This window comes from Anaerolineales bacterium, from assembly GCA_003105035.1.
Classification (GTDB): domain Bacteria; phylum Chloroflexota; class Anaerolineae; order Anaerolineales; family UBA4823; genus FEB-25.
Genome location: PQAL01000017.1, coordinates 73,870 through 90,604 on the forward strand (window position 1 = coordinate 73,870; position 16,735 = coordinate 90,604).

Annotated in this window: 13 protein-coding genes; 11 read left to right on the top strand and 2 right to left on the bottom strand. The window is 51.6% G+C overall.

Annotated features, from left to right (window positions below):
- Window positions 1-35: 35 nt before the first annotated feature.
- Entirely contained in the window at window positions 36-1,172 is a 1,137-nt protein-coding gene (locus C3F13_07465; protein PWB54122.1) for an aminopeptidase, read from the bottom strand.
- 91 nt (window positions 1,173-1,263) lie between these two features.
- Here C3F13_07465 and C3F13_07470 point away from each other — a divergent pair, with 91 nt between their 5' ends.
- From C3F13_07470 to C3F13_07510, 9 genes are all read left to right on the top strand, one after another.
- Window positions 1,264-3,444 carry an oxidoreductase gene (locus C3F13_07470; protein PWB54123.1) on the top strand — a complete coding sequence of 727 codons (2,181 nt, stop codon included), beginning with the start codon at window positions 1,264-1,266 and terminating at the stop codon, window positions 3,442-3,444.
- Between the two features lie 23 nt (window positions 3,445-3,467).
- Window positions 3,468-5,522, top strand: a complete 2,055-nt coding sequence (locus C3F13_07475; GenBank protein PWB54124.1) for a hypothetical protein — start codon at window positions 3,468-3,470, stop codon at window positions 5,520-5,522.
- Window positions 5,512-5,952: a DNA mismatch repair protein MutT gene (locus tag C3F13_07480; protein PWB54125.1), complete on the top strand. Its 441-nt coding sequence runs from the start codon at window positions 5,512-5,514 to the stop codon at window positions 5,950-5,952. The genes C3F13_07475 and C3F13_07480 overlap by 11 nt, the downstream gene beginning before the upstream one ends.
- Before the next feature lie 62 nt (window positions 5,953-6,014).
- Window positions 6,015-7,229: a glycosyltransferase WbuB gene (locus C3F13_07485; protein PWB54126.1), complete on the top strand. Its 1,215-nt coding sequence runs from the start codon at window positions 6,015-6,017 to the stop codon at window positions 7,227-7,229.
- Complete coding sequence (locus C3F13_07490) at window positions 7,226-8,530, top strand: MFS transporter (GenBank protein PWB54127.1); 1,305 nt, start codon at window positions 7,226-7,228, stop codon at window positions 8,528-8,530. The genes C3F13_07485 and C3F13_07490 overlap by 4 nt, the downstream gene beginning before the upstream one ends.
- An 18-nt stretch (window positions 8,531-8,548) precedes the next feature.
- Complete coding sequence (locus C3F13_07495) at window positions 8,549-9,466, top strand: hypothetical protein (protein PWB54128.1); 918 nt, start codon at window positions 8,549-8,551, stop codon at window positions 9,464-9,466.
- Between the two features lie 81 nt (window positions 9,467-9,547).
- On the top strand, window positions 9,548-9,751 hold the full coding sequence (locus C3F13_07500; protein PWB54129.1) for a hypothetical protein: 204 nt from the start codon (window positions 9,548-9,550) through the stop codon (window positions 9,749-9,751).
- A 47-nt stretch (window positions 9,752-9,798) separates the two neighbouring features.
- Window positions 9,799-10,941, top strand: coding sequence for a hypothetical protein (locus tag C3F13_07505; protein ID PWB54130.1), 1,143 nt, complete (start codon window positions 9,799-9,801; stop codon window positions 10,939-10,941).
- Window positions 10,938-12,161: a hypothetical protein gene (locus C3F13_07510; GenBank protein ID PWB54131.1), complete on the top strand. Its 1,224-nt coding sequence runs from the start codon at window positions 10,938-10,940 to the stop codon at window positions 12,159-12,161. Before C3F13_07505 ends, C3F13_07510 begins: the two co-directional genes overlap by 4 nt.
- 61 nt (window positions 12,162-12,222) lie before the next feature.
- Here C3F13_07510 and C3F13_07515 read toward each other — a convergent pair whose 3' ends face one another.
- Window positions 12,223-13,590 (bottom strand): chromosomal replication initiator protein DnaA, encoded by a 1,368-nt coding sequence (locus C3F13_07515; protein PWB54132.1) that lies wholly within the window; start codon window positions 13,588-13,590, stop codon window positions 12,223-12,225.
- 727 nt (window positions 13,591-14,317) lie between these two features.
- Here C3F13_07515 and C3F13_07520 point away from each other — a divergent pair.
- Both C3F13_07520 and C3F13_07525 read left to right on the top strand, forming a co-directional pair.
- Entirely contained in the window at window positions 14,318-16,240 is a 1,923-nt protein-coding gene (locus C3F13_07520; protein ID PWB54133.1) for a molecular chaperone DnaK, read from the top strand.
- 75 nt (window positions 16,241-16,315) lie between these two features.
- Window positions 16,316-16,708, top strand: a complete 393-nt coding sequence (locus tag C3F13_07525) for a hypothetical protein (GenBank protein ID PWB54134.1) — start codon at window positions 16,316-16,318, stop codon at window positions 16,706-16,708.
- The last annotated feature ends 27 nt before the right edge of the window (window positions 16,709-16,735 follow it).

Below are 16,735 nucleotides of genomic sequence, written 5' to 3' on the forward strand. Positions count from 1 at the left end.
ATTTTTTGCCTGCCCTGCTGTTACCTGGCTGAGGATCAGATGAATTTCCCATTTCGGTAGATCGCTGTGCCATCCACCAACATTTCAGAATCGTGTCGCAGGTCGCAAATCATGTCCCAGTGAATCACGCTGGTGTTTTTGCTGCCAGTTTCGGGGTACCCCGCGCCCAGGGCAAGGTGGAATGTACCCCCCAATTTTTCGTCAAAGAGTATATTGCGGGTGAACCGATCGATCTCGAAATTCGTGCCGATGGCAAATTCACCCAGATAATGTGAGCCTTCATCTGAGTCAATCATTGCCTTTAGCAGGTCCTCGCCTACTTTGGCCCTGGCCGAAACTACCCTGCCGTTTTTAAACTCCAGCTCCACACCTTCCACAACCCTGCCTTGGTAGATCGCAGGGTAGGTGAATTTCACCCAACCGTTGGCCGATCCCTCGACTGGACCGGTATAGATCTCGCCATCCGGCAGGTTATGCCTGCCGAATGAATTGTTGAACTTGCGACCTTTCACTGAAAGGCTCAGGTCGACATTGGGACCCTGCAATTTGATCAGTTCATGACCTTCAATGCTCTCGATCATGCGGCTCTGCTGCAGGCGGATAAACTCCCAATGAGCCACTGGGTTGGGCGTATTTTCATCTGCGTGGCAGGCTGCCAGCAAGAACTGGGTATATTCTGGAAGGCTCATGCCAGCCTCTTTGGCATAGCCTTCGGTTGGGAACTGGGTGAGCACCCAGCGCAGCGAGTTATCTGCACCCCGCTGCAACATCCGGTTGCGTACCGGGGCCATCCCTTTCTGTCGTTGCGACTGCTTCTCGGCAGGTACATCGCTGAGACAGCGTGGATCGATATCAGCCCGCACGCGGATATATACTTCAAACTGGTCGGTGACTAGCTGCTGAAAGGTTGGGGTATATGCCAGCTGGTCAGGATTGGCAAACTTGAAAAATACCTGGTCCTGATCAGGGAGGTTTAGTAGGATATGGGGGTGCCCACCGCGTTGGAGCACCAGCTCGTAGATATGACTTACCAATTCAACGGCATTGGTTGTCGTTTCGATTGCAACCCGGTCTCCGGGTTTCACATACGTGGAGTGATCCACAAGGATTTGAGCTAATTTGAAGAAAGGTTGGGTAGCCATAAATATTCCTTTATGAAAGTTGTCTGACATTTAACTGGAAGAAAATTATAACATGTCGGTAAAATCCGCGCTATAATCTTCGCAGCATCCCTAATCTTATTGCCACTTAGCAGGTGAATTTATGAAACAGCTCCTCCAAAACATTCATACCGGCGAGACAGTGATTGCAGAGGTACCCATTCAACAAGTTCAGGCTGGCATGGCCCTTGTTCGCACCCAGGCCTCTCTGGTATCAGCTGGGACAGAACGCATGTTGGTGGAGTTTGCCGAAAAGAATTTGGTCGGGAAAGCCCTATCGCGCCCTGACCTGGTGAACCAGGTGGTTGATAAAGCCCGCCGCGAAGGTGTATTATCCACCATCGAAGCGGCATTTACCCGCTTGGACCAACCCATGCCACTCGGCTATTCATCTGCAGGGGTGATCGAGGCAGTAGGAGAGGGACTAAAGAGCTTCAAGGTTGGTGACCGGGTAGCCTGCGCAGGTGGGGGTTATGCAGTCCACGCAGAATATGAGCTGGTACCGCAAAACCTGCTGGCGTTACTTCCAGAGCAAGTGGATTTCGAATCAGCGGCATTCACCACCCTCGGGGCGATCGCCTTGCATGGTTTCAGGCTGGTAGGTGCTCAGTTGGGTGAATCGGTGGGTGTGATTGGGTTGGGTTTATTGGGCTTGTTGACGGTCCTGCTGGCGCGTGCGGCTGGCTGCCAGGTCTTCGGTGTAGACCTGGATGAATCGCGTGTGAGGCTGGCTAAGGAGCTAGGTGCCACCGCCACGCTACGTGAAAACGCAGCTCTAGCGGCCCTGGCATTCTCCCACGGCTGCGGGTTGGATAATATCCTGATCTGCGCCGATACCCCAAGCAACGACCCGGTTGAATTGGCGGGTGAAATCGCCCGTGATCGCGGGCGCGTGGTGGCTATCGGGGCGGTAGGATTGAGTATTCCTCGCAAGGTTTACTATACCAAGGAGCTCTCATTCATAAATTCCCGTTCGTATGGGCCTGGTCGGTATGATCCAACCTACGAAGAAGGTGGCCTGGATTATCCAATTGGCTATGTGCGTTGGACAGAAGGGCGCAACCTTGAAGCTTTTGTGAGCCTGCTGGCAGAGGGCCGGGTGGACGTAAAACCGCTCATCACGCACCGTTTTCCCATCGCCGAAGCACCCTCGGCATATGAGCTCATCACAGGTAAATCGAAACAGCCCTTCCTGGGAGTGCTGCTGACATATCCAGATACGAAACAAATAACCAAACCACCTAAAGCTGAAGAACCGGTCATCAAGTCGAACCTGCCGGTCACCGGGGTGAATGCTGTGCGCCTGGGAGTGATCGGGGCTGGGAACTTCGCCAATGCAGTCATGCTGCCAGCGATAAAGAAGCTACCAGAGATTGAGCTGGTTTCCATCACATCCGGGAGTGGCTATCACGCCCACTATGCAACCCAGAAATTCGGCTTTAAGTACACCGCCGAGAGCGAGCATCAAATCCTGCAAGACCCGCAGATCAACACGGTCGCCATCCTGACCCGCCACCACTTACATGCTGAACAGGTCATACGAGCGCTGCAAGCCGGTAAACATGTCTTCTGCGAGAAGCCCCTGGCGACTACCCGTGAGCAGCTGGCTGCGATCAAGCAGGAGTTACTCAGCCGCGAAGTATCTCCACTGCTCATGGTGGGCTTTAACCGGCGTTTCGCACCTTTTGCCCAAACGTTAAATAACTTCATCAGTCCACGCTCCGAGCCCCTGGTCGCCACCTACCGCATCAATGCCGGTAATATTCCCCTCACGCATTGGGTCCAGGATCCCATCCAGGGTGGGGGCCGGATCATCGGCGAGGCTTGCCACTTCATCGATTTCATAACATTCCTAGTGGGTTCCCCGCCTGTCATGGTGACTGCTACTGCGTTACCGGATGATAGCCGGTATCGAGAAGATAATGTCGCGATTATCTTAATCTTCAAGGACGGCTCAATTGGCACCATCACCTACCTGGCCAATGGCGACAAGGTGTTTCCTAAGGAACGTATCGAGGTTTTTTCCGGGGGAAAGGTGGGCGTGCTGGATGATTTCCGCCAGCTGGAGCTGGTTGCACATGGCAAGCGAAAGGTTATTCATTCGCGCCTGCGCCAGGATAAAGGCCACCGCGCTGAATGGCACGCCTTCTCAAAAGCGCTGATTGCTGGTAGTACACCTCCCATTCCATACGACCAGCTGTTCGCTGTTACTGAAGCAACTTTTGCCGCAATAGATGCTCTCCACTCCCAAAAGACCATCTTGCTCGATACAGCCTCTGCCTGATATGAGTCGGTAACGATAATCGTATGGCTCCTGCTTCACGCATAAAGATCGCTTTGAAAGCAGCTACTCAGCTTGGCGTTGCTCAGGTTGGATTGTTCGCCCTCTACAGGTTTGGGTTAAAAACAGGGCACTACCAGCGTGCCCTCATTGCAGCTAGATCAAGGCTGGAAAAATTCGACCAGGCTTCCTATCTCAAGATCCATCCAGTCCTTGCCCAGCTGCCAGCACAGGATAGGCTAAAAAAACTGCTCGGCGAGCAGGCAGAGAGCCTGAATGAGCAGGCAGATGAGATCGTCAAAGGGCAGATCCGCTTATTCGGTGGCAAGCCAGTTCCACTTAGCCTGAGCCTATCCGGGCCACTGAAGGAGTGGGCTGATTACGAGCAGGGAGATGGACAGGTTAATGGTCAGGATATCAAGTTTATTTGGGAGGCTGGTCGGTTCGGCTGGGCGTGCACGCTGGCCAGGGCATATCACCTGGGGGGTAATGAGAATTATGCCAGCTCATTCTGGGAGTATACCGAGCAATTCTTATCCTCCAATCTAGCTTACCTCGGCCCTCAGTGGGCCTCCGCCCAGGAAGTGGCTATCCGCATTATCTCCCTGGCTTTTGCCATTCAGGTATTTGCTGGCTCGAAATACTCCACACCTGCTCGGCTTGACTGGCTTGCCAGGGCGATAGCCATCCACGCTGAGCGTATCCCAGCCACGATGGTTTATGCGCGCTCGCAGAATAATAATCACCTGATCACCGAAGCCTTGGGGCTGTATACCGCCTCAGCCTTGTTGCGAGATCACCCACTGGCAGCCAGGTGGAACGCTTTGGGGTGGAAATGGCTACAGCGCGCATTTCGCTTACAGATTGCATCTGATGGCACATATGTTCAGCATAGCACCAATTATCACCGCCTGATGCTCCAGGCCGCGTTGTGGATGTATGCCGTGCATGGAACAGCCTATCTATCTGAACCCATCTCACCAGAAATCCAATCAAATCTAGCGTCTGCCACGGTTTGGCTCTGGCAATTACTTGACTCCCTGAGCGGGAAGGTTCCCAACCTCGGCCATAATGATGGCGCTTATATCCTCCCGCTAACTATCAGCCCATACGAGGATTATCGACCAGTCATCAGTGCTGCCGCCCAAGGCTTTTTGAACATTGCAGTTACGCCTGAAGGGCCATGGCAGGAATTGTCTTTGTGGCTGTGTGAGCCAGCAGATAGCACAATTCCACGCCATGGATTTGATGACAGACTAATAACAAGAAACCCAGGTATGGTTGAAGTAAATCCTGGACAGATCCCGCACCAGCCCGCAAATAACTCATGGGCAGCACTGAGAATCGCTCATTTTAATTCTCGCCCCGCTCATGCTGACCAGCTGCACGTAGATCTGTGGTGGCAGGGTATCAATCTCGCCCAGGATGCTGGCACTTACCTATATAATTCTGCTCCGCCATGGGATAACTCACTGGTAACAGCATTCGTACACAACACCCTCACCGTGGATGGGCAGGAATTTATGCTGCACGCTGGTCGTTTCTTGTACCTGGATTGGGCCCAGGCGCAGGTCTGTAAATCTGAACCAGGCTCGGATAACCTTCAGACCATCACCGCGAGCCACAATGGCTACCGAAAGCTGGGAATGGTTCACACGCGCACACTGGCAGCCTTGAGTACTGGAGATTGGGAAATCACTGACCGAGTGACTGGCCCATCCACCCAACCCCATACCATCCGCTTGCACTGGCTGGTTCCCGACCTGGAATATGAAGTCAGAGAGCCGGTACCACCAGAAAAAATAACCTATGAGGTACGACTCCGGTCGCCATTTGGGTGGGTGACATTGAGCATGGGTCAGGCAGCTTGGGGAGCTGATGGGCAGCCGATCCAAAACGCAAATTTCCGACTCATCCGTGCAGGACAGCTGGTCTATGGCAGCGGTGAGGCCAATCCTATCGCGGGATGGGTTTCACGGATCTATGGAACGAAAGAGCCTGCCCTGGCATGCATCCTCGAAACTACCCAGCGTCTGCCTGTTGAATTAAAAAGCCAGTGGACTCTGCCCCATGAAACCTAGGTCAGCGGTCATCCTCATCGAAAATAACCGCATCGCCCTGATCGAGCGCTACCGATCAGGGCTGCACTATTTCGTCTTTCCCGGTGGAAAGATCAAGGTAAACGAAACACCTGAAGCTGCTGCTCGCCGCGAGACGCTGGAAGAGCTCGGACTGGAAGTCGAAATCGGCCGTATGGTCGCTGAAGTCTGGTACCTGGAGACTCCCCAGTATTATTTTCTTGCCCGGGTGGCTGGCGGGGAGTTTGGTACGGGATCAGGTGGAGAGATGCACTCCTCGCCCGATTCGATGAAAGGCTCACACCTGCCAGTCTGGATGCCCGTGGACGATATAATTGTTCAGCCGGTCCTGCCCAGCCTTGTTGCAGGTCTTGTGCAGGCGTCCTATCACCAGGGATGGCCCGCCGAGCCATTTACAATCACAGATCAGTAACAGAATGATCTAATTAGCACTTATCGGTACTATTTTCTTCATTGAGCAGGTAGAATTAACCAGTGCACATCCTATTAATCCACCAGGCGTTTGCAGCTCTTGATGAACCCGGCGGAACCCGTCACCATGAGCTGGCCCGTTATCTGGCTTCTCAGGGCAATCGAGTAACAATTATCGCCAGCCCGATCAGCTACCTGACCGGTAAAGCCCGTTCAGCCAGGATCCCCTGGGCCGAGAGACAGTTGGATGGTGATCTCATCACCATCATCCGGGCATATACCTATCCGGCGCTGCATCGCAGCTTCGCCTACCGCCTGGTAAGTTTTTTTAGCTTCATGAAATCGTCTTTCCTGATTGGGTTGGGAGCAAAAGATGTCGATCTTGTGTGGGGCACCAGCCCACCCATTTTTCAAGGCCTCACCGCCTGGTCTGTTGCCAGGTTAAAAGGAGTGCCTTTTCTTTTCGAGGTGCGGGATCTATGGCCAGCATTTGCTGTAGCAGTAGGTGTGCTGAAAAATCCTTTATTAGTATGGCTATCTGAGAGGCTGGAACGATTCCTATATAAGCATGCCGACCTGCTGGTGGTCAACTCGCCAGGATTTATCGATCATGTGAAATCCCGCGGAGCGAAGCGGGTGGAACTGGTTCCAAACGGGACCGACACGCTGATGTTCAGCCCAAACTTGGATGGCAAGCCATTCAGGCAGCAGCATGGTTTAGATGGAAAGTTCGTTGCCTTGTATGCAGGCGCCCATGGGCTATCAAACGACCTGGGCACAGTGCTCAAAGCTGCACAGATCTTGCGCCCCAGGGCCGATATCCAGATCGTCCTCCTGGGTGACGGAAAAGACAAACCTCTCTTGCAAGCCAAGGCCGCGCAAGCGGGACTGGGAAACGTCCTGTTCCTGCCCCCGATAGCCAAAGTCGACATGCCAGCTGCACTCGCTGCTGCGGATGCCTGCATTGCCATTCTCAAACCCATCGAAATGTATAAAACCACCTATCCGAACAAGGTCTTTGATTATATGGCTGCCGGAAAGCCTGTAGTGCTGGCCATCGATGGTGTCATCCGTGAGGTTGTGGTGCAAGCTGGGGGCGGCATCCCCATCCAACCGGGTGATCCGGCTGCACTGGCGCAAGCCATTTTGCAACTGGCAGACGATCCGAAAGCAGCACATCAGATGGGCCTCAATGCCCGTAGTTATGTGGAGACCCATTTCGACCGGAACGAACTGGCAACAAATTTATTGGTATTGATTAATAACTTAGCCGTATGACGACCGCCCTCCAACCTCCTGTTCCGGAAACAATCCCTCAGACAGATATCCAGAAACGCAATAAACGTTATGTCCAAATTGACGCCATTGGTGTCGGTACAGCCAGTGCTGCTGCGCCATTTCTGCCTGTCTTTCTAACGCGCCTGGGGGCGACGGCAGTCCAGGTTGGCTTATTGACCGCCATGCCTGGGGTCACCGGGTTATTTCTATCCCTGTGGGTGGGTCGTTTCTTGCAAAGGCAGCGCAATGTCGTTCCCTGGTTCAGCCTCTCCCGGGTGTTAGTCATCTCAGCCTACGCGCTCACCGGGTTGGTGCCTTTCTTCATCCCAGATAACCTGCTCATTTATGTTATCCTGATCATATGGGCCGTAGCTACCTTACCGCAAACGATGGTAGCCGTGGGCTTCTCCGTGGTCATGAACGCAGTTGCCGGGCCGGAAGGGCGCTATGATCTGATGAGCCGGCGCTGGTCAATCTTAGGGATCACCACCGCGATTACGGTAGCCATCGCCGGTCAGGTATTGGATCGCCTTGACTTTCACATTAATTACCAGCTTGTCTTCCTGGGCCTCTCCCTGGGAGGATTGATCAGCTATTACTTCTCAAGCCGGATACAAATCCCCGATTCTGATCTAGAAGTACGTATCCCGCATCAATCCATTCGCTCCAACCTTAATGACTATCTAAAACTGATCAATACCTCACCAGAATTTGTCTCCTTCACTCTAAAGCGATTCGTCTATTTTTTTGGGATTACCCTGGCGACGCCATTGTTTCCCCTCTATTTTGTCCGCCAGTTGGATGCCTCCGATGCCTGGATCGGTTTACTGTACACCGCACAGACAGCGGTTTTAGTCGTGGGTTATTTCTTCTGGCCGCGCCAATCACGCCGGAGAGGCTCCCGCTTTGTGCTACTTATAACCACTTTTGCCGTGTCACTCTATCCAGCCCTGGTGGCTTTAACTACCAACCAAACTATGATATTCATCTTTGCGACGGTGGCTGGAATTTTCCAGGCAGGCATTGACCTGGTGTTCTTCGATGAGCTGATGAAAACCATCCCTCCTCGTTACAGCCCGACGTTCGTCTCACTGGCCCAGTCCATTCAATACTTAGCGGCTATTCTGGCTCCCCTGGTTGGCACCTACCTGGCTGAGCATATCGGATTAACGAATGCCTTGCTCATTAGCACGGGCGTCCGGCTGCTTGGTTTCGGCTTGTTTTCCCATCAAGGCTCAGGCAAGATGAAACCTTTAGCCAGTGACATCAACGGAAAGCCGCTTGCCAGCTCAGACGGGTAATCAAGGTATAATCTCGTCGTGCCTAAGGTTAAATCGCCCGAAGACTTATCGATTGATGAGCTACGCCAGCTCATGGTGGAAAAACGCCGAAAAATCCGCATGCAGCACCTTGAGCGTTTCCGTTCCACCGGCCGGGTGGTGCACCTGACCTCTGACATCCAGAGCCCTTCGCTCGACCACCTGCACACCGAGGCAGAAGCAGAACAGCTTGGAGAAGACCTGGATCAACCCTGGTACAGGCGCATGGGGAAAAATCTGGATCATTTTCTCCTGGCGATAGAAATTATCGCCGTCGTTGGTCTGTTTTTCATCATCTACAATGGCATTAATATCCTGCGCAACCTGAACACGCAATTCTCTGAAGCTCTGACACCTCCCACCCTTACTCCGACTCCGCTGATTGTTCCGGTGATTCTCCCTTCGGGGCACACCCCACCAAACTCGAGTAATGGCGCTCAACCGAATGAGAGTGAAATCCCAGCCCATCTGCTGCCCCTTTACCAGACCATGGCCCAGATCCCTATCCCAACTCCAGGCCCAGAACAGGCAGTGCAGATCCAGATCCCTGCTATTGAAGTTGATGCACCTGTGGTTCAGGGTGATGGATGGGAACAGTTAAAAAAGGGGGTTGCCCAGCACGCTGGTACGGCTAATCCCGGGCAAATCGGTAATCTAGTCTTATCGGCGCACAACGATGTGTTCGGAGAGATTTTTCGTGACCTTGACCACCTTCAACCCAGTGATGAGATCATCATTTATACTGCAGGTCACTCTTTCACCTACGTCATCACCGACGTGCAGATCGTTTCCCCAACTGCAGTTGAGGTGATGGCACCCACGGTTGACCCCACGATCACCTTGATTTCGTGCTATCCGTACATGGTGGATAATAAAAGAATCGTTGTCCAGGGCAGTTTGCTGAGCGGTGAAGATTAAGATATATAATATGGGTCACAAACTTATGGGTGACTGGTGGACGAGAATGCCATCGCACCTGAGAACTCAATGGAGTGTGTTATGGCAAAAAGAACCAAGCGTCCTATCAACAGAGAGACTAAACCTGGAATAGAAAAACCTGTCACCGATCCTCTGACTGCAAGTCGCACCACCAGCTTCAATCCTGATTATCAGTTTGTAATTAAAGACATCCGCCGGGTTGGTATCCTGGCCGGTTCATTCTTTATTGTTTTGGTGGCGTTAGCACTGATCTTGCACCTCTAATTGGTAGAGGAATAAATAACACGGGATGTGGTGGTGAAGGCGGGGAAATGGTTCGGCGGAGATGGCCTTACGGGACGAAACTAACGATCAGCCTGCTCTTATTGGCTTTCTTCATCTACCTGCTCTCCCGCTTCCAAGAGATCATCGCCCCTATCGTCATTGCGGTGATCATCGCCTATATCCTCAACCCGATGGTTAATGCTATCCAAAACAGGCTTCATCTGCCTCGTGCACTGATCATCCTCCTTACTTATTTGCTTGCAATAGCCATGCTGGCGATCATCCTGGTAGCGATCATTCCCTGGATGGGCGCGAACATCGAACAGCTACAGATCAACCCCCAACAACTCGTCTCCACCATTGAAAATACCCTCGCCCAAGAATATCGTGTGGCAGGCTTCACCATTCACCCTGGTGCCCTTGTGGGGCAGTTAATCGGTGCTTTGCAAGGACTTATCCAGCCGGTGGTCGGCCAGACTGTTACCCTGGTTAAAAATATCATCACTTCCATCATTTGGATTGTATTTGTGTTCCTGGTCTCTTTTTACTTAATAAAAGATGGAAGCAAGCTGGGAGAATGGTTTTCATCGCACTTACCACCGGAATATCTGCCTGATTACCGCTGGATTCAATCTGAGGTCAACCTGATCTGGTCTGCATTCTTCAGAGGTCAGTTGCTCCTCAGCACGATAGTAGCCGCCTTGTTTATCGTCGTTGGTTTGATCATCGGATTACCTTTTGCCATCGTGATGGGTATCCTGGCCGGCCTCCTGGAATTCTTTCCTAGCATCGGCCATGGAATCTGGCTGGTCACAGCCTCTTTGTTGGCGTTTTTCCTCGGTTCTACCTGGTTACCTTTACCGAATTGGGCATTCACCCTGCTTGTCATCGGCCTGCACCTGATTTTTGAGCAGTTTGATCTGAATTACCTGATCCCTCGCATCGTCGGTCGGAGGGTGCACCTGCCGCCACTGGTAGTAATCTTGGGGATTGTTGCCGGAGCGTTGGTGGCTGGCGTGATCGGAATCCCATTGGCAGCACCGACAATTGCCTCACTGCGTGTGATCGGGCGCTATATTTTTGCGAATCTATTTGACATAGACTGGACCCCGGTCAGCGCAATACAACCGTTGCCTCCGCCCAAGACTTATTGGTGGCAACGGACGCAAAAGAGAGAGAAATCACCATGAGCACACAAAAACCCAACCTCTCTTCACCGAGATGGAGTTCAACCCTCAAGATGGTCATCGGGCTGGTAATTGCCGCCTTGCTCCTGGCAATGCTCTTTTATTTCCGTTCCATTATTGGCCCATTAATTCTCGCTTTTATCCTGGTATATCTCCTTCATCCACTTGCCGCGTTGCTTAATACTCACACCAGGCTCTCCTGGCGGGCATCAGTGAATATCATTTATATCCTCCTGTTGATCATTCTGATTGCCGTCTTCACCCTCACAGGGCTGGCAGCTGTGCAGCAAATCCAAAGCTTGTTCAAGGTGATCGAACGTTTTGTTAATGACCTGCCATCTTTGATTGACAACCTGGGCACACAGGTGATCATTATCGGACCCTACCGCATCGATTTCAGCCAGTTCACCAACCTGGGCCAATTTGGTGACCAGCTCATCTCCACACTGCAGTCCTTCCTGGGTCGAGCCGGAACCATTGTCGGAACCCTGGCAACCAAGACTGCCAGTACCATCGGTTGGGGGTTCTTCGTCTTGATCATTTCATACTTTGTCTTAGCCGATACCGGTAAGGTACCCAATGCACTGGACTATATTGATATTCCCGGCTATTCCGAAGACATTCAAAAGATGACCAGGGCGCTCGAGCGCAGCTGGAATACATTTCTCAGGGGTCATATCCTCATAGTCATCATGGTCATATTCAGCTATATGATCCTGCTCTCAATACTAGGTGTTCGTTATGCCATCGCCATAGCCATTCTAGCTGGACTGGCGCGCTTTATACCATATGTCGGACCGCTCGTCACTTACATTGTTATGGGATTGGTGACCCTATTTCAGGGTGGAAATTATTTCAACTTACAGCCGGTATATTACACAGCCTTATGTATCGGTCTATCGATTTTGCTCGATCAAATCTACGATAACCTGGTTTCACCACGCATCATGGGGAGAAGCCTGGGTGTTCACCCTGCCGCTGTGCTGGTGGTGGCGATCATTGCCGCCAACCTGATCGGGATCATCGGATTACTCCTCGCAGCACCCGTATTAGCCAGCCTCACCCTGGTTGGTCGCTATACATTCAATAAAATGCTCGACAGGGACCCATGGGTAGGTTATAAAGAAGGTGAAGAACCAATGGGTTTCAATTGGCCTGGAAAGTTGTATAAGTCGATCTCTGCTTCATTGAACGCAAGGAAGAAGGAAAAGCCCACTAAATAATGACGGCGTGGCTGATTGAAACAGGCCACACCGCCTGACCAGGGGAAAGTCAACTGGTAATCTAGACCGCTAGTTTAGATTGGCCGTAAATTTGCTCGCGAATATTGATCACCTGCCGTCTGAGCTTGTCATCGCGCTCAAGGAGGTCCGTGACCTTCTGGCAAGCGTACATGACCGTGGTGTGGTCTCGCCCACCCATCGCTTCACCGATCTTCGGTAAAGAGAAGTTGGCTTCCTCGCGTAACAAATACATGGCGATCTGCCTGGGGAGTACCACTTCCTGCCTGCGATCCGGACCGATCAGGTTCTCAATCGATACACCGAACGCACCCGCCACTTGGCTCATGACCTCTTGAGGTTGAATGGTGCTCGCCTTGGGGAGCAGGTCAACGAGAGCGATATCAACCAAACCAATACTCATCGGTAGATTGCTCAGTTCATGCAGGGCCAGGACGCGTGTTAAACTGCCTTCAAGCTCGCGAATATTGGATTGCACCCGTCGGGCAATGGTTGCCACAATCTCATCCGGGATATTTCGCCCCATACGCTCAGATTTTGATCTGAGGATGGCTACACGCGTTTCGAAATCAGGGGGTTGAATATCGGCAGTGAGACCGCACTCGAAGCGTGAGCGTAAACGCTCTTCAAGCGTCACCATGGCCTTCGGAGGGCGATCAGACGAGATGACGATCTGTTTATCCTGGCCGTGCAGGGTATTAAATGTATGGAAAAATTCCTCCTGGGTTGATTCCTTGCCGGCAATAAACTGGATGTCATCGATCAATAGCACGTCGATCTGGCGGTATTTCTCACGAAAAGATTGGGTGGTGTGTTGGCGAATGGCGTTGATCAGGTCATTCGTGAATTCTTCTGAAGTGACGTACAGCACATTCAGTCGGCGCTTCAAGCAATGATTGCCTATGGCGTGTAGCAGGTGGGTTTTGCCTAAGCCGACTCCCCCATACAGGAACAATGGGTTATAAGCCTGTGCAGGCCTTTCCGCCACGGCCAGAGAAGCGGCGTGCGCCAGGCGATTGGAAGATCCGACAATGTAATTTTCAAACGTAAAGCGGCTGAGCAGTGCGATGTTCTTTACTGGCGACGAAATATCATCAGGAGCAAGGGATGCGGCGGGTTGGTCGCTTTCCATCTCAACCACATCAAGGGAAGGTTGGTCAGACTTTGCCTGCCAGACGACGAAACGCACCTCAACCGTTCGGTTCATGCTTCCGCACAACAGGCGTTTGATCTTGCTCGACAACCGGCTTTCCAGCCAATCGCGCGCATAAGTATTCGGCACGCCAATGAAGAAGACATTATCTTCATAGCTGACTACAGTGGCATTTTTAACCCAGGTGTCATAAGAAGCCCTGGGCATATCCATTTGTAGCTGGCCTAATACAGCCTGCCATGCTTGCTCAGCCTTCATGCAACCCTTCCTCCTCAAGATAAGGATGCAAAAACAGCGAGATGCATATCCCCGACAACGTCATCTACGGGATGAATTGCTACATATTCACCTGCTATTTATATTGACGGAAAAGCCAGCCGATTATTTCAATATTTAGGCTGGCTAACCATACAATCGTTAAACTATGATGCTATGATTACTGCCCCATTTTAGCAGAGAAACAAGGGTGATGACAATGGGTTTATCCTACGGTAACTTTAAAATACTGAATTATTTAAGATTCCCAATCTTAAAACAAACTAATACTTGCTACATCTGTTCGAGTTCTCAAAAATGACATATATTAATTTTTACACCTGATGATTGGGGAACATCTGTTCTTGCCCCCATATATGGCATTAAAGCGCATAATTTCACACATAATCCTATATATAGTGCATCTAAATAATTACGACGATTGGAAAAATCCTGAATCTGCTGGCATTATTCACCAATTTTGGCATGAATTATTCGTTGATTCGAACATTCCGGTCTGTAAATGGCACGTTTCTTTCACAGTTCAGAAAGCGATGAAACCGCGATAAAGCATTGCAGGAAGTGTACCTCAAGCTGGTGATCAAGGTGTACTTTATATAACTTTCCTACATCCCGTTAATGAGATTCTTGCACACCGAGAGTATTCTTCATATTACGAAACATTGATAATGGTGCGTTTTAATGAATAACACACCTGGGAGAGTTAGTCATGTCTAAAATTATAGGTATCGATTTGGGAACCACGAATAGCGTTGTTGCTGTAATGGAAGGCGGCGATCCGTCCGTCATTACAACCGCGGAAGGCTCGCGCTTGCTTCCTTCCGTGGTTGGATTTAATAAGAATGGTGAACGGCTTGTCGGACAAACTGCCAAACGTCAGGCAGTGATCAACCCGGAGAATACCGTCTACTCGATCAAGCGTTTCATGGGCAGACGTTTCGATGAGGTCCAGGCTGAGCTCAAAATGGTGTCTTACCAGGTTGTACAAGGACCAGCCAATGATGCTCGCGTGCGTATCCCAATGACCAAAACCGATTACACCCCACAGGATATTTCTGCCATGATCCTGGGAAAGCTAAAACAGGATGCAGAAGCATACCTCGGAGAGCCGGTGAAACAGGCCGTCATCACTGTGCCAGCGTACTTCAATGACAGCCAGCGGCAGGCCACCAAGGATGCAGGCAAGATCGCCGGGTTGGAAGTTTTGCGTATCATCAATGAGCCAACTGCAGCCGCATTAGCCTATGGCTTGGATAAAAATGAGAATGAAACGATCCTGGTATTTGACCTGGGTGGCGGCACATTTGACGTGTCAGTCCTGGAAGTGGGCGGTGGCGTGATTGAAGTCAGGGCGACCAATGGCGATACCCACCTGGGCGGAGATGATTGGGATGAACGCATTGTTAATTGGGCAGCTGACCAGTTTACGTCAGAGTCTGGGATCGACCTGCGAAATGATCGCCAGGCCCTTCAAAGGCTGCGTGAAGCAGCTGAAAAAGCCAAGATTGAGCTATCAAGCGTGGTGGAAACCGAGATCAACCTGCCATACATCACGGCAGATGTCAACGGACCGAAGCACTTGCAGGTGAAACTGACGCGCTCAAACTTTGAGCAGCTCACTGAAGACCTGGTAGCTCGACTCCGCCAGCCTTTCCAATCTGCTCTCAAGGATGCCAACCTGACCGCTGGCGAGATTAATGAGGTTGTACTGGTAGGTGGCGCTACCCGCATGCCGATGGTACAAGACCTGGTACGCTCCCTCACCAATAAAGAGCCCCACAAAGGGGTGAATCCGGATGAGGTGGTAGCAGTAGGTGCGGCAATCCAGGCTGGAGTGCTGTCAGGTGATGTAAAAGACGTGCTCCTTCTGGATGTGACTCCCTTATCCCTCGGACTGGAAACCCTCGGAGGTGTCATGACCGTGCTGATCGAGCGCAATACCACCATTCCCGTGAAAAAGTCTGAGGTCTTTTCCACCGCAGAAGATAGCCAGACGGCAGTGGACATCCACATCCTGCAAGGCGAGCGACCGATGGCTGCAGATAACATGAGCCTGGGCCGCTTCCGGCTGGAAGGAATTCCACCTGCGCCTCGCGGCACGCCCCAGGTGGAGGTGACATTCGACATCGACGCCAATGGGATATTGAATGTGACTGCACACGATAAAGCGACGGGTAAGGAACAGACCGTCAAGGTCACCGCTTCGACCAACCTGAGCAAGGATGAGATTGAGCGCAAAGTCCGCGAAGCGCGTGAACATGAATCCGATGACCGGCACCAGCGTGAGCTGATCCAGGCTCGCAACACTGCCGACGGTTTGCTCTACCAGACAGAAAAAGCACTGCGCGAGCTCAAGGATAAAGTGCCCGCCAGCGACCGGCAAAATATTGATTCAAAGTTAAATCAGCTGCGTGAAGCAATGAAAGGCAATGACCTTAGTAGGATTAGCCAGCTGACTACTGATGTGCAAAACGCCTTTTATGCCCTCAGTCAGCAATTGTATGCCTCTCAAAGTACCCCTCAACCTGGCAACGGCAACGGTTCTGACGCTGCACCCGGGGGTAATGGCCAGAAGCCTGGCAACCGGGATGGTGAGGGTGAAGTCCTGGAAGGCGAATTCAAGGAAATATAAGTCAACCTTACAGGCGGGTGGAACAACCACCCGCCTGTTTTTATTTTTAACGCCTGTGATAGAATTACCTGGATTATGAAAGCAAACCTCTCTCCTCGAGTGGCTAATTTTTTGCCTGCTTCGCTCTTCCTGATGATCATTGGCTGGGGTGGTCTAATCCTGCTTGTCACCTCCACCTTGCCGACGGTCGGACCCCGCTGGTTATTTTATTTTCTCAGTGTCCTGGCAATAACCGGAACCGCCTTACCAATCACGGCTTTCTTGAACCGCCGTTTCCCCAGTACGCCCCCTCCCACCTATTTTGTGGTGGTCAGGCAGGCATTGTGGTTTGCGGTTTATGTCTCCACGCTCATCTGGCTGCAGATGGGCCGTGTGCTAAACCCAGCTTTAGCCATCTTGCTGGCGATCGGTTTAGGGCTGATCGAATTCTTGCTAAGGTTGAGCGAAAGAAGCCAATGGAAAGGTTAAGCCCTGCTCAACGGCGAGTAAATTTAC